Annotated in this window: 14 protein-coding genes; 8 read left to right on the top strand and 6 right to left on the bottom strand. The window is 46.8% G+C overall.

Features of this window, described 5'->3' with window-relative positions; genetic code table 11:
- Positions 1-52: 52 nt before the first annotated feature.
- Both QUA45_RS12135 and QUA45_RS12130 read right to left on the bottom strand, forming a co-directional pair.
- A complete protein-coding gene (locus QUA45_RS12135) occupies positions 53-1,588 on the bottom strand; it encodes a mercuric reductase (protein WP_333220869.1) in 1,536 nt (511 codons plus the stop codon).
- A gap of 16 nt (positions 1,589-1,604) precedes the next feature.
- Positions 1,605-2,336, bottom strand: a complete 732-nt coding sequence (locus tag QUA45_RS12130) for a TVP38/TMEM64 family protein (RefSeq protein WP_333220867.1) — start codon at positions 2,334-2,336, stop codon at positions 1,605-1,607.
- Between the two features lie 77 nt (positions 2,337-2,413).
- On the opposite strand from QUA45_RS12130, the gene QUA45_RS12125 reads away from it, so the two are divergent.
- Together QUA45_RS12125 and QUA45_RS12120 are read left to right on the top strand one after the other, a co-directional pair.
- The gene (locus tag QUA45_RS12125) at positions 2,414-3,442 is read left to right on the top strand and encodes an isochorismatase (RefSeq protein ID WP_333098247.1); all 1,029 of its coding nucleotides are present in this window, start codon (positions 2,414-2,416) and stop codon (positions 3,440-3,442) included.
- 170 nt (positions 3,443-3,612) lie between these two features.
- The gene (locus QUA45_RS12120; protein WP_333098248.1) at positions 3,613-4,101 is read left to right on the top strand and encodes a hypothetical protein; all 489 of its coding nucleotides are present in this window, start codon (positions 3,613-3,615) and stop codon (positions 4,099-4,101) included.
- A 383-nt stretch (positions 4,102-4,484) separates the two neighbouring features.
- Here QUA45_RS12120 and QUA45_RS12115 read toward each other — a convergent pair whose 3' ends face one another.
- Positions 4,485-5,507 carry a cysteine peptidase family C39 domain-containing protein gene (locus QUA45_RS12115; protein WP_333098249.1) on the bottom strand — a complete coding sequence of 341 codons (1,023 nt, stop codon included), beginning with the start codon at positions 5,505-5,507 and terminating at the stop codon, positions 4,485-4,487.
- A gap of 415 nt (positions 5,508-5,922) precedes the next feature.
- Here QUA45_RS12115 and QUA45_RS12110 point away from each other — a divergent pair, with 415 nt between their 5' ends.
- Positions 5,923-7,377, top strand: coding sequence for a methyl-accepting chemotaxis protein (locus tag QUA45_RS12110; protein WP_333220865.1), 1,455 nt, complete (start codon positions 5,923-5,925; stop codon positions 7,375-7,377).
- 81 nt (positions 7,378-7,458) lie between these two features.
- On the opposite strand, the gene QUA45_RS12105 is transcribed toward QUA45_RS12110, so the two are convergent.
- Together QUA45_RS12105 and QUA45_RS12100 are read right to left on the bottom strand one after the other, a co-directional pair.
- Complete coding sequence (locus QUA45_RS12105) at positions 7,459-7,617, bottom strand: hypothetical protein (protein WP_333098253.1); 159 nt, start codon at positions 7,615-7,617, stop codon at positions 7,459-7,461.
- A gap of 33 nt (positions 7,618-7,650) precedes the next feature.
- Positions 7,651-7,884: a hypothetical protein gene (locus QUA45_RS12100; RefSeq protein ID WP_333098255.1), complete on the bottom strand. Its 234-nt coding sequence runs from the start codon at positions 7,882-7,884 to the stop codon at positions 7,651-7,653.
- Between QUA45_RS12100 and QUA45_RS12095 the strand changes: the two genes are divergently transcribed.
- A complete protein-coding gene (locus QUA45_RS12095; protein ID WP_333220863.1) occupies positions 7,883-10,648 on the top strand; it encodes an HAD-IC family P-type ATPase in 2,766 nt (921 codons plus the stop codon). The two genes, QUA45_RS12100 and QUA45_RS12095, sit on opposite strands and share 2 nt — an antisense overlap.
- A 97-nt stretch (positions 10,649-10,745) precedes the next feature.
- Here QUA45_RS12095 and QUA45_RS12090 read toward each other — a convergent pair whose 3' ends face one another.
- On the bottom strand, positions 10,746-12,023 hold the full coding sequence (locus tag QUA45_RS12090) for a leucine-rich repeat domain-containing protein (protein ID WP_333220860.1): 1,278 nt from the start codon (positions 12,021-12,023) through the stop codon (positions 10,746-10,748).
- 699 nt (positions 12,024-12,722) lie between these two features.
- Between QUA45_RS12090 and QUA45_RS12085 the strand changes: the two genes are divergently transcribed.
- From QUA45_RS12085 to QUA45_RS12070, 4 genes are all read left to right on the top strand, one after another.
- Positions 12,723-14,108, top strand: coding sequence for a CmpA/NrtA family ABC transporter substrate-binding protein (locus QUA45_RS12085; RefSeq protein WP_333220859.1), 1,386 nt, complete (start codon positions 12,723-12,725; stop codon positions 14,106-14,108).
- A 79-nt stretch (positions 14,109-14,187) separates the two neighbouring features.
- Positions 14,188-15,030 (top strand): nitrate ABC transporter permease, encoded by an 843-nt coding sequence (ntrB, locus tag QUA45_RS12080; protein WP_333098262.1) that lies wholly within the window; start codon positions 14,188-14,190, stop codon positions 15,028-15,030.
- 278 nt (positions 15,031-15,308) lie between these two features.
- Positions 15,309-17,309 (top strand): nitrate ABC transporter ATP-binding protein, encoded by a 2,001-nt coding sequence (locus QUA45_RS12075; RefSeq protein WP_333098264.1) that lies wholly within the window; start codon positions 15,309-15,311, stop codon positions 17,307-17,309.
- 184 nt (positions 17,310-17,493) lie between these two features.
- A complete protein-coding gene (locus QUA45_RS12070) occupies positions 17,494-18,339 on the top strand; it encodes a nitrate ABC transporter ATP-binding protein (protein ID WP_333098265.1) in 846 nt (281 codons plus the stop codon).
- Positions 18,340-18,873: the final 534 nt, after the last annotated feature.

The following is an 18,873-nucleotide window of genomic DNA, read 5'->3' as shown; positions in this document are numbered from 1 at the left end:
CCCATAAAAGCCGATAATGAACAGGCAAGATGCCTGTTCCACAATTATTTATCTATCGCGTCCAAGCCAGCCAGCGGTTAAACAAATTTTTCACAAACGGCGTCAAACGAGTGCGATTGTAAGCATCTCCCGCTTTCCGAATTGCATCAGCTTGTGTCGGATACGGGTGAATTGTGCTAGCAATTTTTCCTAAACCAATATTATTAACCATTGCTAAAGTAATTTCGCTAATCATATCACCAGCGTGTCGCGCTACAATAGTTGCACCTAATATTTTATCGCTGCCTTTTTTGACGTGAACTTTCACAAATCCTTCCTCTTCGCCGTCAATAATTGCCCGATCGACTTGACTGAAAGGAATTAAAAATGTATCGATATCAAGGCCTTTTTCCTTAGCCTCGTGTTTGCCAATTCCGACGCGCGCAATTTCCGGGTCTGTGTAAGTACACCAAGGTATCGTCAAAGCGCTGAGCTTTTTGCGCCCGAAAAATAGAGTGTTTTGAATTACCATTCTCGCGGCAAAATCAGCCGCGTGAGTAAATTTATGTTTCATGCAAATATCCCCAGCGGCATAAATGCGGGGATTAGTAGTTTGCAAATTATCGTTGACAAATACGCCTGTTTGTGTATCGTATTCAACGCCCACAGCCTCCAGATTCAATCCTTCCACGTTAGGCGATCGCCCTGTACTCACAATAATTTCATCTACTATTACCGATGCTTCCTTATCTTGATATTTATAATAAATTACTTTGCCTGCATTTGTTTTTTCAACGCGCTCTATTTTAGATTCTAGTATTAGTTGAATTTCTTCGCGTACAAAAGCCTGCTGCACGATTTTAGCAGCATCCGCATCTTCTTTGTCTAAAATCTGAGCATTTTTGTGCAGCAACACAACTTCCGAACCCAGCCGGCGAAAGGCTTGAGCCAATTCGCAGCCGATCGGCCCTGCGCCAATTACTGCCAAACGTTGCGGTTTTTCCGTGAGGTTAAAAACAGTTTCATTTGTCAGATATCCAGATTCTTGTAAGCCGGGAATTTGTGGTTGTAACGCCCTTGCACCTGTGGCAATTACTGCTTTTTTAAACCGGAGAGTTTGACCTGCAACTTCTACTGTATTGTTGCTAGTAAAACGACCCGAACCTAAAAAAACATCAACTCCTAATTTGTACTGGTAGCGTTCAGCAGAATCAACATCGCTGATTCCCGCCCTGATGCGGCGCAGCCGTTCCATCACAGCGGCAAAATCCACTTCTGCACCGTTAGAAATATGAACGCCAAATTTACTGGCATTCCAGATCTCGCCGACTGTGCGGGACGATCGAATTAAAGCTTTTGACGGCACACAACCGACATTCAAACAGTCGCCGCCCATCAAATGTTTTTCAATCAAAGCAACTTTCGCGCCCAAACCTGCGGCACCGGCAGCAACAATTAATCCAGCGGGCCCCGCGCCAATTACTACTAAATTATAAGAACTAGCCGGCTGCGGATTTACCCAATCGGGCGGATGCAAATAGGAGACTAATTTCTGGTTATGTTCGTCCATCGGGGGGACAGTTACGCGATCGACTTTTGACGGCAGCATTGGCAAATCCTCCTAATTAAATACTTTCTTCCAAAGCTTGGCTGGCTATCCGAGTGACAAATACAGTAACAGCGACAGTAGCAATAAAACCGAGGATATTGAGCGACCATTTTGCTGCTTCTGTTTGGGGACTTGTGGACTGACATATCGCGCCTATCGCAGCAACCTCTCCCACCAAAGAACCCGAGTAAACGTACATAATTGTACCCGGTATCATGCCAAAGGAACCCAGCACGTAATCTTTCAAAGAAACCTGAGTAATTCCCAGAGCGTAATTCAATAAATTGAAAGGAAATAAAGGACAAAGACGAGTCAAAAAAACTATTTTTAATCCTTGTTGGGAAACTGCGCGATCGAGAGCTTTAAACTTGGGGTGAGATTCCATATATTTTACCACGCGATCGCGGCACAAATAGCGCCCGATCGCAAAAGCAAATACAGCACCTAAAATGGACGCCACAAAGACGTAAACCGAACCCCACCACAAACCAAAAATTGCCCCCCCTCCCAGCGTCAGCACCGAACCCGGTACAAACAGCACAGTAGCCAAGTTGTAAGTAGCTACAAAAGCCACCGGCCCCCACCACCCTAAATCCTCGATCCGCATTAACACAGCTCTCAAAACATCTTGAACGTAGGCATATCTAGTTGCTACAATTAAAAGAGCGAGCAAAAGGGCGATCGAAAAAAACAACACTATGCGTTTAAATTTTACCCTAGCATAATTTTGGATTCGTTCTTTTGCCATGATTCACCCGCAAATATTTATCAGCATTATACTTCCCACTTAAATTATTACTGTAAACGATCCTAAAAGCTATCGTCATGACACCAAAAGCCCAACTTCCCATCCCCGAACATTTCGACCCCAAAAAAGTAGGCGAATTCTGGCGAGTCCCCTACCGAGAACGTGCCGTCCAAGCGCAAGATTGGGCAAAGCAGCACAGCATCCAGCCAGCATCCAGCGACAAAAACCGCATTTGTTTGCTGATAATTGATGCCCAAAATACCTTTTGCTTGCCTGAATTTGAACTATTTGTGGGCGGGCGTTCCGGTAGCGGTGCAGTTGATGACAACCTGCGGCTGTGCGAATTTATTTACCGCAATTTAAACGCAATTACAACCATTGCGCCCACAATGGATACCCACACCGCCATGCAAATTTTTCATCCAATCTTTTGGATAAACGAAGCTGGCGAACACCCCCTACCAGCCGCAACTTCTATTACATTTGAAGATGTCCAAAAAGGCATTTGGAAAGTCAATCCCGCCGTCGCCGATAGCATCAGCGGGGGCAATTTTTCAGCACTCGAAAAACAAGCTTTCCACTACGTCAAAAAACTCAGCGACGATGGGAAATATCCCCTGACAATTTGGCCCTATCACTCGATGCTGGGCGGCATCGGACACGCGCTGGTTTCTGCGGTAGAAGAAGCAGTATTTTTTCATACTATAGCCCGCAACAGCCAAGCAGTTTTTGAAATCAAAGGCGGGAATCCACTGACAGAAAACTATTCTGTTTTGCGGCCAGAAGTTTTAGATGGATTCGACGGCAATCCGATTGCGGAAAAAAATTCTAAGTTTATTGATAAATTGCTCGATTTTGATGCAGTAATTATTGCCGGACAAGCCAAAAGTCACTGCGTTGCTTGGACAATTGATGATTTGTTAACGGAAATTTTGACGCGAGATCCGAATTTGGCAAAGAAGGTTTATTTGTTGGAAGATTGCACTTCGCCTGTGGTTGTTCCGGGTGTTGTGGATTTTACGGAACAAGCAGATGCAGCTTATCAAAAATTTGCGGCTGCGGGAATGAATGTGGTTAAATCTAGTGAGTTAATTTTGGGCGATTAAAGACGAGTTTTTTATCTTGGGGTTTTCAGTGCAAAAAAAGTATACAGGATTAACCAGAGGCGGTAATTTTTGTTCGCTTGGCACTCTGCTGCGATCGCCTTTAACTGATTACTTATGATATCATATCCGGTAAATCACTTACGAGAGAAGCGTAGTTAAGGAGTTTCCCGATGGCTGAAAGCGAAATTTATAGTGTTGTTCTTTTTCGGGAGGCGAGTGTGCAAGCAATTTCAAAACTCTCGCTGGCGATCGCCACCACTCTTCTGATCGCATCTTTAACTGCAACCAAAGCCGGCGCAGTTCCCGTCACCTACGATTTCACCGTCACTGTTACCAAAGGCAGGTTAGCCGGCAATTCATTCAACGGTTCTTTCAGCTACGATGATGCGAAATTGAAGGGAACTGGAGTGGAAGAAGTGGGAATTGCTGAGGGATTAACAACCTGCATTAATTACCTGGGACGCACTTACCGCGAAACCGATGATACCAGTTATCCTACCTTTCCAAAACTCAGATTTGAGGATGGAAAAATCGCGCAGCTAAACTTCTGGATTCAGCCAAATCAGCGAGTTAATTGGTGGAATTCAAATGGATGGGAAGTCAAACTTTCCGATCCTAAAATGAGCGATTCAACTGTTCCCAATTGTCAAAAACGGTGAGGCGTGGCCAAAGTGCGATCGACTCTAAAAATAGGGTGTTTCGTAATTGCGGGATGATTTTGATGGTTTTGTGGCATCGACTCTCGTACCCCGAAGGCGTGTATTTTCACAGCAGGCGGGACGCCTAACCCTACTCCCCACAAGAATCCTCCTCAAATTCTGCAACGCCTAAAATAGAGGAGGAATTAGATGCAACTGCCTACGGTTATATGGGTAATTTCATGCAGCTATGCTACGAAGGTGCGATCGCCGATCGTCTGCTGGGGCGATCGAATATTTGCGATCGCTAGGAACGAAGAACTCAAAGATTGTTTGAATAAAAACCGCATAATTCCTATTTTCTGCAGGTCAAGAGTGCCTCTGCGTTGGATGATTTCCCATAACTATTTCCCATCCAATCGGGGAACTCCTTCCAAAAAACTGCCGCTCAACATTAACTCCGTCATCCGGTCTAATTGGCCGCTGATTTTTAATTTTTTGTCTTTTTGAAAGCGCTCAATATCTGCGAGCAAATTACCCGAATTATATCCTAATTTACTCAAATAGTCAATAGCTTGCCGATCGCTTAACAAGATATCCGCCGACCGAAAAATCGGCACGTATTCCTCGCGCCAAATCTGGGCAAAAGTTGCCCTATCTAAATAGAAAATCCTGCCCCGCGCCGGGTCTCCAATTGCAGCAATACTGTCATTCATTCCCAGCAAAGCCACCGCGTGCGGTAGCTTCCGAGGGCCGTCAAACAGCCAAACTGCTAGCACTCCGGGGCGATTAATTTGCTGAATTTGCTCCCAAGTTGGCGCCAGTTCGATCGCATTTACGCCCAAAGCTCTTGCTGCTATTATTAACTGAGGCATGGAAGTTCCCAAGCGACTCGTGCCGGCAAAACGCGCTACACTCGATTCCGTCGCCTCGATTCCCCAACGTCTCAACACTGTTGCTAGCGCCGCCGGCGCGCAACTGCTGTTAGATGTTTGTCGAAATACACCGTTGGGCAGCAAATTATCTATTAAATCAGCGTAAATGGGCGCCATAAAATAGTTTTCAGCGCCTGTAAATCCTCCGAATCCTAACAAGCAAATTAAAATTACTGCGATTACTTGCGATCGCGCGGTAAACCAACTTATACTAAAACCAATACCGCAGACTCCCATCAACATGACTCGTAGCAAAGTCCAAGTAACTCGCATCCCGTGAAAGCGCCACTCGATCGGCAAAGCTGGCATTTGAGGCAGATTTAGAGCCAGTAGCAGCAAGGCAATATAAAAACCCAAAAAAGCTAGGGCGATCGAATTTCTGCCCTTAAACAAATCGTTAGCCGTTACTCCAGATCGAACTAACACCCGCCCGAACCGCATTCCCCAGAGTAACATCACCGAACCCAGCACCAGCGTCACAAATATTTCCATAAGTTCAGAATTTGATCGCTTAACTAGGTTGTAACATTTATGCGATCGACTTACACCCCAATCAAGAGTTGGAGGGAGTCCGAGTGGGGAGAGAATTTGACGATGTTTGCGCTTTGTTCCTCCATTACCCGCTACAATCGAATAAACAGGATTTATCCAAAATCGAAGCAGGCAAAACAATCCTCAAGCCTAAAAACTTTGACCTGCATCGATTTTGGATATTAAGTTTTGCCATATTTTTTTGATGAGTCTGAATAAATGGTTGAGAATCAGATAATTTAGCTACCTAACCTAAAAGGAGATATTGCCATGTTTGCCAATTTAAAGCTGAGAAACCTGATGTTACTCGGATATGCAGTTCCTATTGCTTTGAAGGCGATTAAGTGATTTTTTGTAACAATAAGGAAAATTTTCGATGATTAACTTCAAAGCGACCAAATTAAGACAGCGTATCCTGTGGGGATATTCCATACCGATTTTGCTTTCAGTTGGAGCAGCTACTTTGGTTTTTTTTAATGCTAAAGAGGTAGAAGAAAAAGGAAAATTGCTAAATAATTCTCATGCTGTTGTTATAGATTTGAAAGAGCAACAGCTAGGATTTGCAGGTATGCAAAAATCTGCTCGCGGGTATTTTTTGGCAAAAGATAGTGATTTTTTAACTGAATACAATAATGCGGTAAAGAGCTTTGACGAATTCTATCAGGATTTACTGAAGCGGGTTCAAAACCCACAGCAGCGCCAGCGGCTAGAGGAAATGAATGTCTTACAAGATAAGATAGACAAAGGCTATAACCAAGCCTTTTCTTTGGTTGACCAAGGTAAGCAAGACGATGGACTTAACTTATGGAAGAGCCAAATTGTACCAAAGCTTCGTCAGGTTGATGCTATCGCTAAGGAGTTTCAAAGAACCGAGGAAAGTAATTTATTCGCTCAAGAAAAGAAACAGATTCAAGCTTTGCAGTTCCTGAGTACAGTGGTGATTTTAAGCACGGCTTTAGCAGCGATTATGGCAATTGCGATCGCTCGGTGGATTGCTTCAGGAATTGCAGAGACACTGAATCAGTCCGTCAATATGATTGTTAGTTCTTCCACAGAGATTGCTGCCACAGTTGAACAGCAGGAACGCACAGCCGCACAGCAATCTAGCTCTGTAAATCAAACTACAATCACAATGGATGAGTTGGGCGCTGCTTCCCAACAATCAGCCCAGCAAGCCCAAGCTGGTGCGGAATCTGCACGCCAAGCTTTACAGATCACTGAAAAGGGAACCCTAGCAGTGGAGCAAACCCTGGAATCGATGATAATTTTGAAAGAAAATGTCGGGGCAATCGCGGCACAAATTCTGCAATTGAGCCAACAAACCCATCAGATTGGCAATATCTCTACTGATGTCACAGATTTAGCCAATCAAACAAATATGCTGGCACTGAATGCCTCAGTAGAAGCAGTCCGGGCGGGCGAAAACGCCAAAGGTTTTACTGTCATAGCCACAGAAATCCGCAAACTAGCAGATAAAAGTAAGAAATCAGCAGAGAAAATTAACCGCCTAGTCGATGATATCAAGAATGCGATAAATTCCACTGTAACGGTGACAAAGGAAGGTACTAAAACAGTAGAAGAAGGAACAAAAATCAGTCAAGAAACGGCAGCAGCTTTCTCGGAAGTAGCAAATGCTGTTAACAATGTGGTATTGAACAATCAACAAATTTCTCTAACTGCTCAACAACAAGCAGTTGCGATTAAACAAGTAGTGGATGCGATGAACAGCCTCAACCTAGCAGCAAAAGAAACCGCTAGTGGTATTACTCAAACCAAAGTAGGCACTCAACAATTGAACGATGCAGCCCAAAATCTCAATTCAATGGTCTAAAGGGTGCTCAGTTTTTTGGGATAGCAGACGAGCAATTGATAGCATTGAGTCATGAATTGAGCTCGCTGCCCTCCCAGCTTGTCAAACAGTCGGCATCCAAGTCAAAGTGTTCGCAGGCGATGGCATCGCGAAAGCTAGGACGATCGAATTTCTGCCCTTAAACAAATCCTCTTCTGTAACGGACGATCGAACTAACACCCGCCCAAACAGACTTTCTTCAACCAAACCTAAAGTTGGCAAAATGTCAAGGGACTCGATCGACTTTTCCCCATCTTAGCCACCAAGTCCCAAACAAGATTTAGCGCTGGAAAAAATCCCCAAAATCTCTTGCCACAAACGGCCACATCCGTTGTAATATAGATGTAAGTCACAGCCCGTTAAAGTAATCAACAAACAATTAGGTCGCTCAATATATTCACGCTCCAACGAGCGGTGAGTTGTATTGAGCGTGCCTATTAAGGAGCGATCGAAGTTCGTCAGACACCCCAAATATTCAGGAAGAATCATGCCATCAAGATCCGCCAACGATGTAGACGTAGCAGAGCAATATTGGCACTACCTAGAAATATCCAAGGTTGCAACTATCTTAGAAACCAACCTGGAAAGCGGTTTAGAACCGACAGAAGCCAACCATCGCCAACAGAAATTCGGGCAAAACGAACTAACGGTTAAAGCTGCGAAACCAGCCTGGTTAAAATTTATCCTGCAATTTAACCAACCCCTCCTGATCATCTTGCTGAGTGCAGGTTTAATCAAAGCAGTTATCGGAGAATGGCTAAACGCTAGCGTAATTTGGGGCGTAACAACCACCAACGCTACTATTAGTTTCATCCAAGAAGCTGGAGCCGAGAAAAAAATTGAAGCCCTAGCCCAAGCTGTCACCACCGAAGCCACAGTCATTCGGGGCGGCAAAAAATTAAGAATTCCCTCCAAAGAACTCGTTGTCGGTGACTTAGTAATCCTGACTTCCGGCGACAAAGTACCAGCAGACTTGCGATTAGTGAAAGTGCGCGACTTGCAAATCGACGAGTCGGGACTCACCGGGGAATCTGTTGCTGTCGAAAAAGAATTAGGACAATCTGGAGACATAGTTCTGCCACAAGAAACGCCACTAGCAGAACGGGATAACATGGCCTATGCCGGCAGTTTTGTCACTTTTGGCCAAGCTAGCGGCATCGTAATTGCGATCGCCAATAAAACCGAAACCGGCAAAATCTCCCAACTATTAGATCGGCACATCGACCTCACCACCCCCTTAACCCGCAAATTCAACCAATTCAGTCAAAACTGGCTGTTATTCGTGTTGGGAATGGCAACCTTGACCTTCGCCGTCAGATTGGGGCGGCCAGTTCCTGCGGGAGTTTCAGCCTTTAAAGAAGCAGTCGAACCCGCAGTCGCCCTGATTGTCGGCGCAATTCCCGAAGGCTTACCCGCCGTCATTACCGTCACCCTAGCCGTAGGCGTTTCCCGGATGGCAAATCGCCACGCGATCGTCCGCAAATTGCCCGCAGTCGAAACCCTCGGCGGCGCTACAGTCATCTGTTCCGACAAAACCGGAACTTTGACGGAAAACCAAATGACGGTGCAAGAAATCTATTCTGGCGGCGAATCCTACTCGGTTACGGGTACGGGATACAGCCCCGAAGGTGAAATTCAACTCAACCAACTGCCAATTACTGTCAGCCAAGCTCCTACTTTGCAAGAATGTTTGCAAGCTGGACTCCTTTGCAACGACTCTCACCTGGAATTTAAAGATGATGATTGGATAGTCGTCGGAGATCCGACAGAAGGAGCGTTAATTGCTGCAGGCAAAAAAGCTGACTTGAGCCAGCAAACTTTGTCCAAGTCAATGCAGCGACTGGATTCAATTCCCTTTGAATCTCAGTTTCAATACATGGCGACGCTGCACCGAACTCCCAGTGGCAAAATTTTGTACGTCAAAGGTTCAGTAGAATCAATTCTCGGCCGCTGCGGTTCCAGTCTCGATACCCAAGGAAATCCGGTAGAAGTCGATCGCGCAGAAATTCACCATCAAGTCGATGAAATGGCAAAGCAAGGCTTGCGCGTCTTGGCTTTAGCGAAAAAGCCAGTACCCCAAAGCCAAAATTCCGTCGATCACTCGGATTTGGAGTCAGGCTTGGTTTTCTTGGGACTGCAAGGCATGATTGACCCGCCGCGGGCAGAAGCGATCGCAGCCGTCCAAGCTTGTCAAACCGCCGGCATCCAAGTCAAAATGATTACCGGCGACCACATCGCTACAGCCAAGGCGATCGCCCGCCGCATGGGATTCCGCAAAACTAAACACCACAGAGAACTTGTAGCCTACACCGGCGCTCAACTCGCCGAAATGAGCAAGCAGGAACTCGGCGAAGCCGTAGAAGCCGGCTCAGTTTTTGCCCGCGTCGCCCCAGAACAAAAACTCCGCATCGTAGAAGCCTTGCAGCAGAAAGGCGAAATCGTGGCGATGACGGGAGACGGCGTTAACGACGCGCCGGCGCTGAAACAAGCGGATATCGGGATTGCGATGGGCAGCGGTACTGAGGTTTCTAAGGAAGCCGCCGACATGATTCTTACCGATGATAACTTTGCGTCGATCGAATCTGCTGTTGAAGAAGGGCGATCTGTTTACAAAAATCTGCTCAAAGCAATTAGCTTCATTCTCCCAGTCAACGGCGGAGAATCGATGACAATTTTGCTCAGCACCCTCCTCGGTCGAGAATTGCCGATTTTGTCGCTACAAATTCTCTGGCTGAATATGCTCAACTCGATCACCATGACAGTGCCTCTGGCTTTCGAGCCCAAGTCAGCGGGAGTCATGAAACAGCAGCCCCGACCGGTAAACGAAGCTTTCCTCACCGGAAATCGGATCAAGCGGATCATCGCTATTTCTCTTTACAATTGGACTCTGATTTTCGGAATGTTTGAATGGGTACGCCAAGCGGATTGGGGAACCTTGGAACTGGCCCGCACGATGGCGATTCAAGCTTTGGTAATGGGGAGAATTTTTTACCTGTTGAGTCTCAGCCAGTTGCTGCCTTCTTTGATTGCTAAATTTAGCGGTTCTAAGGAAGAAGTTAGCGGCGCTCCCGCCCTCGGTGTGGGAATTGTCATGGCGGTGATTTTGCAGATCATCTTTGCTAATTCTCCGTTTGTCAATCGCATATTTGAGACGGCTCCAATGAATTTGGATCAGTGGCTGATTTGCTTCGGCGTAGCCCTACCGATGATCGGTGTTGCTCTCTGGGTCAACCGCTTTGACCCGCCCAACTAATTCACCATTAACCTGTATGGTGCGTCAGGCTTGTGGTGAGCACGATAAACTCGGATTTTCCCACTGACGCACCCTACCGCCTGTAAAGTTTTAGCATTTAATTTAAGGGTTCCCAATGACAGATAGACTCTGGTTTGAGGGGACAAGTTTTGGGAGCGATCGGATTTCCGTTGAGCCCGAGTTCAGTCAGGTTAGTCAAAGATGCTAGCGGTTTGATGTCACCGATCTGATTGTTGACGAGCCGGAGATAAGTCAGGTTAGTCAAAGATGCTAGCGGTTTGATGTCGTTGATTTCATTGCTGTCGAGCCTGAGATCGGTCAGGTTAGTCAAAGATGCTAGCGGTTTGATGTCGTTGATTTCATTGCTGTCGAGCCAGAGATCGGTCAGGTTAGTCAAAGATGCTAGCGGTTTGAGGTCATCGATCTGATTGTGGCTGAGGTTGAGCTGTGTCAGGTTAGTCAAGGACGCTAGCGGTTTGATGTCATCGATCTGATTGTTGTTGATCCAGAGTTCAGTCAAGCTAGTCAAGGATGCTAGCGGCTTGATGTCACCGATCTGATTGTTGTAGAGGAAGAGCTGTTTCAGGTTAGTCAAGGATGCTAGCGGTTTGATGTCGCCGATTTGAGTTTTGTCGAGCCAGAGCGAAGTCAGTTTAGTCAAAGATACTAGCGGTTTGATGTCGCCGATTTGATTGTAGCTGAGGTTGAGTGAAGTCAGGTTAGTCAAAGATACTAGCGGTTTGATGTCACCGATCTGATTTTCGCTGAGCCAGAGCAAAGTTAGGTTAGTCAAAGATACTAGCGGCTTGATGTCACCGATCTGATTTTTCCAGAGCTCTAGACGCTTTAGGTTAGTCAAAGATGCTAGCGGTTGGATGTCACCGATTTGATTTTCGCCGAGGGAGAGTACAGTCAGGTTAGTTAAGGATTCTAGCGGTTTGAGGTCGCTGATTTTATTGCTCCTGATGTCGAGATCGCTCAGATTAGTTAAGGATTCTAGCGGTTTGAGGTCGCTGATTTGATTGAATGTGAGGTCTAGATCGGCCAGGTTGGTCAAGGATTGCAATGGTTTGATGTCGCTGATAGAATTGTTGATGAGGTCGAGTTCAATGAGACTCGAAAGTTTCCGATCGGCCTCATCACAGTTTGTAGTCTCAGCTTTTTTCAACAGCACCTCAACAGTATGTTTAGCTTCAGGACTCAAATCAGCTTTTTGGCGACACCAATCAGCAAATGTTCGTCTACTGTTGGACGATCGCGTTTCGGCGGCATAAGCAGACAGTCCACTTCCACATAATGTTAGGACGATCGCGCTACAAATAACTGCGATCGACTTTTGTAAATTAATGTGTTTCTCTGCAACTATAAGTGTCATAATCTTGTACTTCTAATCTTCTGAAATTTCAAGTTTTAGGATTTAATATTTAGTTTGGTAAATCACTTACGATTAAGCGCCAATCTTAGTCCACCAATGAAAACCAGTTAACTCTTAGAAAACAGCACTACCATAAAACAGTATTTATTTCTGTATTTTAAAATACAATTAACCGCCACCTTAAAAAAAATATACACATATTAACAAAGTAAATGTGCGATCGCTCAGATGTTGAGAGCTTATTGACAATCTATTTGAATGCCACGCGATCGCCATTCGCTACAACCTTTACCCTGCCAGTCTTAGTTTGACCCGGTTTTGATAAGCAAACCGGCTCGCCCTTCCCAACGGCTCCTTATCGATATCGCACTCCTAAAAGATTTGCTTATCAATCAAATTTAATAATTGTTTTATAATTTCCGCAAGAGTACGGTAAGCTAATAACGAAGCCAAGGAAACGTGTGGCTCGCAAAAAGTGAGTTCACACAACTCGGCAGCTCGAAATATCGATATTAATCAAAAAAGTCAAATCAGCAGGGATAGTTTAAAGACTTATGCTAGCGATAAATCTTTGGCTCCCTCCTGCCAACCTGCGCTCAAAACAGTTCGCTCAACCCAATTAGCGAACACAAAAAAAGCGCATTGATAAACTTCAGTGATGTCGTTACAGAAGATTATGAATTGCAGTGAGGCTAGACTATGACAAGATTTTCCGATCAATTTTCCAGGCGCAAATTTATCGTCACAGCAGGTGCATCTGCCCTGGGTTCAATACTGCTCAAAGGTTGTTTGGGAAATCCCCCAGAACCCGGTGCAACTGCCGGTGCTGACGGCGCGATACCCGCAGCTACCTCAGTAATGGCTGTTGCCAACGAGAAAAGAGTCGAAGGAATTGAAAGCACTAAAATCACATTGGGATATATCCCGATCGTCGAAGCAGCACCTTTAATCATTGCCCAAGAAAAAGGCTTTTTTGCCAAATACGGCATGACCGAAGTTACGATTGCCAAGCAAGCAAACTGGGGCTCGGCAAGAGATAACGTAGAAATCGGATCTGCTGGCGGCGGCATCGACGGCGGCCAGTGGCAAATGCCCATGCCTTATCAAATTAGTAAAGGTCTGATTACCAAAAACAGCGTCCAAATCCCAATGTATGTTCTGGCCCAGTTGAACACTCAGGGAAATGGAATTGCGATCGCCGGAAAACACAAAGGCAAAGGCATCGGGCTCAAACTAGATCAAGCCGCCCAAGACTACATCAAAGGCCTCAAACAAACAGGCACACCCTTCAAAGCAGCCTACACCTTCCCCAAAGCCAATCAAGACTTGTGGATTCGTTACTGGCTGGCAGCTAACGGCATCAATCCCGACACAGAAGCCGAGTTGCTAACAGTACCGTCAGCGCAAACCGTAGCCAACATGAAAACCGGCAGCATGGACGGTTTCAGTACCGGTGACCCCTGGCCCCTGCGGATCGTCACAGAGGACATCGGCTTTATGTCCGCCCTCACGGGCCAAATCTGGAAAGATCACCCAGAGGAATATCTCGCTATTCGTGGCGACTGGGTAGACAAACACCCGAAAGCCACCGAAGCCCTGCTAGCAGGACTGATCGAAGCCCAGCAGTGGTGCGACAAACCAGAAAATCGCCCCGAATTAGTTGCCATTACTTCTGGCAGAAACTTCTTTGACGTACCTCCGGCAGTTTTGACACCTCCCTACCAAGGCAAGTACATGATGGGTGACGGCCAACCAGAGATCGACGATTTCAAGATGAGTCCGCTGTACTGGAAAGACGACCTCGGCAACGTTTCTTATCCCTACAAGAGTCACGATTTGTGGTTCTTAACCGAAAGCGTTCGCTGGGGTTTCCTGCCGACAACAACCTTGGCAGATTCTAAGACAATCATCGATAAAGTCAACCGCGAAGATTTGTGGAAAGCCGCAGCAAAATTAGCCGGAGTTGCTGATGCTGACATTCCGAAAAGTACGTCTCGCGGCGTTGAAAAGTTCTTTGACGGCACAGAATTCAACCCGGAAAAGCCAGAAGCTTATCTCAAGAGTTTGGCAATTAAAAAAGTGTGATGGGGTTTTAGCTTCCCATAATTTAGTCTCGAAATTTAGTCTCGAAAATACACAGCACCAGACATAGGAGATTAGCAGCATGGCTGTAAGTACAAGTCGGAGAGGCGGCAATGCACAAGGAGCTTTTGGCGAGTTTTGGAAGAAGAATTCCCCAAATATCTTGCCGCCAATTTTAGGAGTTTTGGGGTTTCTGTTGGTTTGGCAATTCTTGTCAAGTACGGGACTGATCAAACTGCCGGGGCCGATCAGCATTTGGACTGACGAACGGACGCGGATCTTGTTGATGTATCCTTTCATGAACTCCAAAACCTACGGAATTGGCTTATTTTGGCAGACTTTGGCGAGTTTGGAACGGGTGGCAAAAGGCTACACTCTCGCGGCCGTTGTGGGAATTGGTACGGGTGTTTTGGTAGGTACAAATCCTTTTCTAAACCGCGCTTTAGATCCGCTTTTTCAGTTTTTGCGGATGGTGGCCCCTTTGGCTTGGGTGCCCATTGCCCTGGCTGCACTGCAACAAAACGAACCTGCTGCTTTGTTCGTGATTTTTATCACTTCAGTTTGGCCGATTTTAATCAACACGGCTGAAGGTGTTCGCCAAATTCCCGACGATTACAACAACGTGGCGAAAGTGCTGCAGCTTTCTCGTCAGGAATATTACATGAATATCTTGTTTCCGTCGGCGCTTCCTTATATCTTCACAGGATTGAGAATTGCGATCGGTTTGGCTTGGCTGGCGATTATTGCTGCGGAAATCGTGATGTCGGGGATTACGGGTATCGGCTTCTTTATTTGGAATGCTTACCAGCAAAACTACATCAGCGAAATTCTGTTAGCGGTGTTCTACATTGGGGCTGTTGGTTTGTTGCTCGATCGCATGATGGCTTGGTTGCAGCAAAAAATTGCCCCCCCTCAAGGAAAGTAGCTAATTCTATGGTTTAACGGTTGGCAGTTGACGGTTGACTGTTACAGGAAGTACGAACTCCGAGGCTCAGAAACCTGTTTTTTCAACTATTGTTGAGGGATTAAACAAAGTATTTTGGTTAGTTTAAAGACCAGTTTTAGGCATCCAGGAATGTATTAACTATTAGCTGTTATATATTAACAGCTAACAATCCACAGCAAACAGCAAACAGCGAACAGTCAACAGTCAACAATCAATATCTAGCGAAATAACAAACCTACAAAAAAGGCAAGAAAATCATGTCTGTTTTGATTGCAGTAGAACAAGTCGGAAAAGTATTTAATTTAACAGACGGTGGCACATACATAGCCCTCAAAGGCATCGACTTAGAAATTAAAAAAGGAGAATTTATCTCCTTGATAGGACACTCAGGCTGCGGTAAATCTACGCTACTAAATATGGTGGCAGGTTTGGATCTGCCGACAGAAGGATTGGTGACAATAGAAGGACAAAGAATCACCCAGCCAGGCCCCGATCGCATGGTAGTATTCCAAAACTATTCCCTGCTACCTTGGCGGACGGTCAGAGAAAACATTACCCTAGCCGTAGACTCGGTAATGAGCGGCTTACCCAAGGCCGAACGCCTCGAAATCGTTCAAAAACACATCGACATGGTGGGCTTGACGCCCCACGCCGAGAAGCAACCCGCACTGCTGTCGGGCGGACAAAAACAGCGCGTGGCGATCGCCCGTGCTCTGGCCCTGCGGCCCAAACTGTTACTCTTAGACGAACCCTTCGGCGCTTTGGATGCTTTGACTCGGGGCAACTTGCAAGAAAAGTTGATGGAAATTTGCCAAGAGTACGAAATCAGCGCCCTGATGGTAACGCACGACGTGGATGAGGCCGTGTTGCTGAGCGATCGCATCGTCATGCTCACCAACGGCCCAGAATCGAAGATTGGCGGCATTCTCGAAGTAGACATCCCCCGCCCCCGCAAACGGATGGAAGTAGTCTCACACCCCAGCTACTACGCTCTACGCAGCGAAATGATTTACTTCCTCAACCAGCAGAAGCGGGTGAAAAAACTGCGGGCGCGGAAAGTACCCGCGATCGCCCGCCACGGTCTGGAAAAAGTCAACCTCGAACTCGGCTTTATTCCGCTGGCAGCCTGTGCTCCCCTCGCTGTCGCCAAAGAAAAAGGCTTTTTTGCCAAGCACGGCCTCGATGAAGTCCACCTCGTGCGGGAAACAAGCTGGCGCGGCATCGTAGACGGCATCGCCGCAGGTTACTTAGACGCAGCTCAAATGCCCTCTGGGATGGCGGTGTGGTTGAGCTTGGGAGGCCACCAAGAGAAGCCGATTCCGACGGTTACAGCCCTCACCATGAGCCGCAATGGCAACGGAATTACCCTCGCGAGGCGCTTTTACGACCAAGGAATCTACACTCTGGCAGACTTTAAAAAAATGCTCCAGAGAACGCCCGCGCAAACGCACCGTATGGGAATCGTTCACCCGTCTTCGATGCACAACCTGTTGCTGCGTTACTGGCTGGCTTCCGGTGGCATTGACCCGGATCGCGATGTGTTGCTGAAAAATATCCCACCGGCTCAAATGATCGTTGACTTGCAGGGTGGCACTATTGACGGTTTCTGCGTCGGCGAACCTTGGAACTTGCGGGCCTCGATGGAAGGAGTCGGCTTTACGGTGGCGACAGATTTGGAACTGTGGCCCGGACACCCCGGGAAAATTCTGGGGGTGCGGGAAGACTGGGCAAATGCTTATCCCAACACTCACATTGCTCTAGTCAAAGCTTTGCTGGAAGCTTGCCACTATTGCGCCGATCCAAATCACGCCGCCGAGGTTTCGGAAATTGTCGCGGGAAGGGAGTACGTCGCCACCGACAAGAGTTACATCCAACTAGGCGACCCGAAATCTGTTGCTTGCAACCTTGATACTCCGATGCGGGAATACGCCCACCACTTGTTTTCTGGAGAGGGGGTGAATCGCCCGAGCCGCACCGAACAACTGTGGCACATGGTACAGATGGCGCGCTGGGGCGATACTGTGTTCCCGCGCAACTGGGTGGAAATTCTGGAACGGGTGGTGCGAGTCGGTGCGTTCAGCACGGCGGCCCGAGAGCTGGGGATGGCTGATATTACTTACACTCGCGGTTCTCTCAGCTTGTTTGACGGCTCGGTGTTTAATGCTGACGATCCGATCGGCTATCTCAACAATCTGGCGATTAAACGCGATTTCACGATGGCTGAAGTTGTACTCGATTCCGGCCGCAGAGCTGCTTAGAGAGGTTTTTAGTTAGATAAAAACAGGGAAATTGCTAATTGTTAGTTGTTGGTTTTTAGCTGTTAATTGCTAGTGAGCAATTCCCTGTTCATGACATCCGTTACATCTTTTACATCCCGTACATCGCTCGTTGCCGAACTTCCTTCTTTATTGGCGAATCACCCACTCACAATTTCCTAAACCCATGCTCAACACCACTAAAAACCAGACGAACACCAAAACTCAAATCCAGCGGGGAAAAAGCCGCCGCCAACCTTTTTTGGTGATGGACAATGTTTATAAAGTATATCCAAACGGTTACAGGGCTTTAGAAAACGTCAATCTGAATGTAGCTGAGGGAGAGTTTATTGCTCTGATCGGACACTCGGGCTGCGGCAAATCAACACTGTTAAATATGGTGTCGGGTTTTAGCCATCCAAGCCAGGGTACCGTGTCGATTAACGGGCAGCGGATTACGAAGCCGGGTCCCGATCGCATGGTGGTGTTTCAGGGTTACGCTTTGCTGCCTTGGCGGACGGTGTTTGAAAATGTTTATCTGGCGGTTAATGCTGTATTTCCGAATAAGTCGAAGGTAGAAAAAAATGCGATCGTCAAAGAGCATTTGGCGATGGTGGGATTGACAGAAGCTGCTGAGAAAAGACCGCCGCAAATTTCGGGGGGGATGAAGCAGCGGGTCTCGATCGCCCGCGCTTTGGCAATTCGCCCGAAAGTGCTGATTTTAGACGAACCTTTTGGTGCTCTGGACGCAATTACTAAGGAGGAATTGCAGGAAGAATTGCTGAAAATCTGGAACGATCACCGCTGTACGGTGTTGATGATTACTCACGATATTGATGAAGCGCTGTTTTTGGCCGATCGACTGGTGATGATGACTAATGGCCCGTCGGCGACAATTGGCGAAGTTTTGGAGATTCCTTTCCCGCGTCCGCGCGATCGGGTTCAAATGATGGAAGATCCGGAATACTACAATTTGCGGAACTACGCCCTAGATTTCCTGTTCCGTCGTTTTGCACACGATCACGATGCTTAATCGGTTGGCAAATCAAAGTTAAAGAGGAGAATTATGAGACTTCTCGAACAATTTTAATTCTTGTGCGGAGTAGGGGTTGGGCATCCTGCCGGCCCAAGACTAGCTTTTTTGCAGAAGTCTATTGAAAAGTTGAAGCCCCAGTGTTCCCCGGTTTCAGGGGAACATCGCTAGGGGCGCAATTTTCCCGATCCGGTTGGGTAAACTGAAGCTTAATGGTGGGCGATAAGTTTTTTCGGACGTTCGGATCTTTTTCCGATATTTTACGTCTACCAGCGAAGAGACCCGATTGCCTAGCTGTCGGTAAGCTGGCATGAACTGAGCCCACCTTCGATCGAGGGTGGGCTTCTTCTTCATGTTATTAACTGTTTTTGGGCGATCGGTGGTTGGTGCATTCCACCCTGGGAACTGGCACACTGCAGGAACGCTTATCGGTGTTTCATGGATTAAGGCTTTTGTCAATATCCCTCTTCTGTCACTCTAGGCAGAAGAAAATAAGAATTCCCTCTCATTCATCAAGTAAGAGAAGGGATTTGG

Source organism: Microcoleus sp. Pol12A5 (genome assembly GCF_036701435.1).
Taxonomy (GTDB): Bacteria; Cyanobacteriota; Cyanobacteriia; order Cyanobacteriales; family Microcoleaceae; genus Microcoleus.
This window is presented reverse-complemented; position numbering and strand designations above follow the sequence as displayed.